General features: G+C 69.2%; 4 protein-coding genes and 2 pseudogenes. All 6 read left to right on the top strand.

Annotation, left to right across the window (positions count from 1 at the left end):
* Positions 1-537 (top strand): annotated as a pseudogene (locus DD1DGNOD_RS26070) (hypothetical protein); the annotation flags it as partial.
* A 115-nt stretch (positions 538-652) separates the two neighbouring features.
* Positions 653-937, top strand: a complete 285-nt coding sequence (locus tag DD1DGNOD_RS26065) for a hypothetical protein (protein WP_131768945.1) — start codon at positions 653-655, stop codon at positions 935-937.
* 124 nt (positions 938-1,061) lie between these two features.
* Positions 1,062-1,379 (top strand): 30S ribosomal protein S6, encoded by a 318-nt coding sequence (gene rpsF, locus DD1DGNOD_RS26060; protein WP_283234758.1) that lies wholly within the window; start codon positions 1,062-1,064, stop codon positions 1,377-1,379.
* A gap of 13 nt (positions 1,380-1,392) precedes the next feature.
* Positions 1,393-1,952, top strand: a pseudogene (locus tag DD1DGNOD_RS26055) (single-stranded DNA-binding protein).
* A gap of 72 nt (positions 1,953-2,024) precedes the next feature.
* Entirely contained in the window at positions 2,025-2,261 is a 237-nt protein-coding gene (rpsR, locus tag DD1DGNOD_RS26050; RefSeq protein ID WP_013875613.1) for a 30S ribosomal protein S18, read from the top strand.
* Positions 2,262-2,272: 11 nt separating this feature from the next.
* Entirely contained in the window at positions 2,273-2,719 is a 447-nt protein-coding gene (rplI, locus tag DD1DGNOD_RS26045; RefSeq protein WP_131768943.1) for a 50S ribosomal protein L9, read from the top strand.
* The last annotated feature ends 92 nt before the right edge of the window (positions 2,720-2,811 follow it).

The raw sequence follows: 2,811 nt of genomic DNA, 5'->3' as shown, positions 1-2,811 counted from the left end.
TACGTGTTCAGCCGGCGGCGTGCGGGGCTGCCGGTGTTCGCGCCGCCGGGACTCGCGCTCGCCCTGCCGCCGCTGCCCGTTCTCGCCTTCGTCACCTACCTGCGGGTCCGCACGGGTCGGTGGGACGCCTATGCGCAGGCCATGCGGGAAGGCTGGCACCGGCGGATCGACTGGCCGTGGGTGGGGTGGCGGACGACCTGGGATGCGGCCTTCGACGCGTCCCAGTCGTCGGCGTTCACCTGGTTCTGGCGTGGTGAGGTGGCCGCCGTCGTCGTCGGAGTCGTGCTGACCGTGGTGCTCATCCGCTCGGCCCGCCTCGGGGAGGCTGCCTTCGTCGGCGGCGCCACGCTGTTGATGAGCTGCTCGAACTACTACGCCTCGGGAATCCGGACGATGCTGGTGGCATTTCCGATGTACCTGCTGCTCGGACGCGTCGCGACACGCCGGCCGTGGGTGCGGCCGGTGTATGTCTGGCTCTCGGCTCCGGTGATGGCGGCCTTCGTCGTCGCCTTCACCCAGGGCCAGTGGGTCGACTGAGGGCCAAAGGCGGCGCGATCATGTTTTTCTCGCGCTGCCGGAGGCCCAGGGCCAGTGGATCGACTGAGTGCTGGTGGGAGCCGACGAGGAGTCACGGCGGGCAGGATGTGGAGCTGTGAGGAGCACCCCTGCCGCCGGCCGCGGGTTTGCGCTGCTCGTCGCCTCCGTCGGCCTGACCGCCGCCGTGGTCGTGCTCGTGGTCGCCGCGATCTGGCCGTCGCCTGACCGGCATGTGCACGGCCTGCTGGTGGTGATCTCGCTGACGCTCGTTCTCGGAGTGGCCAGCGGCGGTCTGCGAGTGGTCGCCGCCAGCCGTGGGCGCGAGGCGTCGGACGGCGGTGGGCGGGCAGACGTGGCCGAGCCCTGGCTGGGAGAGATCGGGCCGGACGGTATCGAGTAGTGTTTGCCAGGTTGCCGCTGGTCGGTCCGTGCGGGTTCGCCCCGCGTCCCGCCGTACGCGGCGCTGTCCCTCCTGCCACGGAACCCTCCGTGGCCGCCCGAGTCCACAGGAGGTGGGTTCACCCTTGCCACGGCACTATGAACTGATGGTGATCCTCGAGCCCGATCTCGAGGAGCGCACGGTGGCACCATCCCTTGACCAGTATCTGACCGTCGTCCGCTCCGGTGGCGGCGTCGTGGAGAAGGTCGACGTCTGGGGTCGCCGCCGGCTCGCCTACGAGATCCGCAAGAGTTTCGAGGGCATCTACGCCATCATCGACCTGCACGCCGAGCCCGATGTTGTCGCCGAGCTCGACCGCCAACTCGTCCTCAACGAATCGGTGATCCGTACCAAGGTGATCCGGCTTCCCGAGAAGAAGCCCCGGCGTAAGGCCGCGGCCTGAAGGGAGCGGCCCCATGGCCGGTGAGACAGTCATCACGGTGGTCGGGAACCTGACGAACGACCCCGAGCTTCGCTTCACTCCCAACGGCGCGGCCGTTGCCAGCTTCACCATCGCCTCGACACCGCGAACCCTCGACCGTGCCACCAACGAGTGGAAGGACGGGGACGCGCTGTTCCTGCGGTGCTCCATCTGGCGGCAGGCTGCCGAGCATGTCGCCGAATCGCTGCAGAAGGGTGCCCGCGTCATCGTCCAGGGCCGGCTCAAGCAGCGGTCGTTCGAGACCCGTGAGGGCGAGAAGCGGACCGTGGTCGAGCTGGACGTCGACGAGATCGGTCCGTCGCTGAAGTACGCCACCGCCAAGGTCGTCAAGGCCGGTCGCGGCGGCGGCGGCGGAGGCGGAGGCGGAGCGGCGGACCGTCCGGTGGCTATGGCGGGCCGCCCGCGTCCGGGGGTCCTGCCTCGGGTGGCGGCTACGGTCCCCCGGCCGGTGGCGGTTCGGGGTACGGCGGCGGGCCCGTTGACGACCCGTGGTCGGCATCGCCCGGCGGCTACTCCGAGGAGCCCCCGTTCTAGGGCTACAGGAACAGAACCCCTTCGGGTCGAGCCCACAGGCGTCGGGTCGAACCCATGACATAGGAGTGCACGATGGCCAAGGCGGCCGTGCGCAAGCCCAAGAAGAAGGTTTGCGTGTTCTGCAAGGACAAGACCGACTACATCGACTACAAGGACACCTCGCTGCTGCGGAAGTTCATCTCCGACCGCGGCAAGATCCGCGCTCGGCGGGTGACCGGTAACTGCAGCCAGCATCAGCGTGACATCGCGATCGCGGTGAAGAACAGCCGCGAGATGGCCCTGCTGCCCTACACCTCGACGGCTCGCTGAGGAGGGTGACGATGAAGCTCATCCTCACCCAGGAGGTACCCGGCCTCGGCAGCCCCGGTGACACGGTCGAGGTCGCCCCCGGCTATGGGCGCAACTACCTCATCCCCCGCCGGTACGCGATCGTGGCCACCCGGGGCGCCGAGAAGCAGATCGAACAGATCCGCCGGGCCCGGTCGGCCCGGCAGGTTCGCGATCTCGGGCACGCAAAGGAGATCGCCGGCCAGCTCTCGACCCTGTCCATCCGGCTGGTGAGCCGGGCGGGCAAGGAAGGCCGGCTCTTCGGTTCGGTGACGGCGGCGGACGTGGTGGCGGCTGTGACCGCTGCTGGTGGTCCGGACCTGGACCGCCGGCGGGTCGAACTGTCCACGCCGATCAAGTCACTCGGCTCCCACACCGTGTCGGTGCACCTGCACCCGGACGTCGTGGCGACCGTGAACCTGGAAGTCGTCTCCGCCTGACGATCACCTGAACGCGGCCGACCGTAACGGCGGTCGCGGAACCGCACGCTAATCGGGTGACCGCGATGTCACAGGGGCGAAGGCCGCGCGAT

Source organism: Candidatus Protofrankia californiensis, assembly GCF_900634765.1.
Taxonomy (GTDB): Bacteria; Actinomycetota; Actinomycetes; order Frankiales; family Frankiaceae; genus Protofrankia; species Protofrankia californiensis.
This window is presented reverse-complemented; position numbering and strand designations above follow the sequence as displayed.

Coding starts and splice junctions, on each gene's coding strand:
- rpsR (WP_013875613.1), top strand. CDS start 2,025: ATGGCCAAGGCGGCCGTGCGCAAGCCCAAGAAGAAGGTTTGCGTGTTC.
- rplI (WP_131768943.1), top strand. CDS start 2,273: ATGAAGCTCATCCTCACCCAGGAGGTACCCGGCCTCGGCAGCCCCGGT.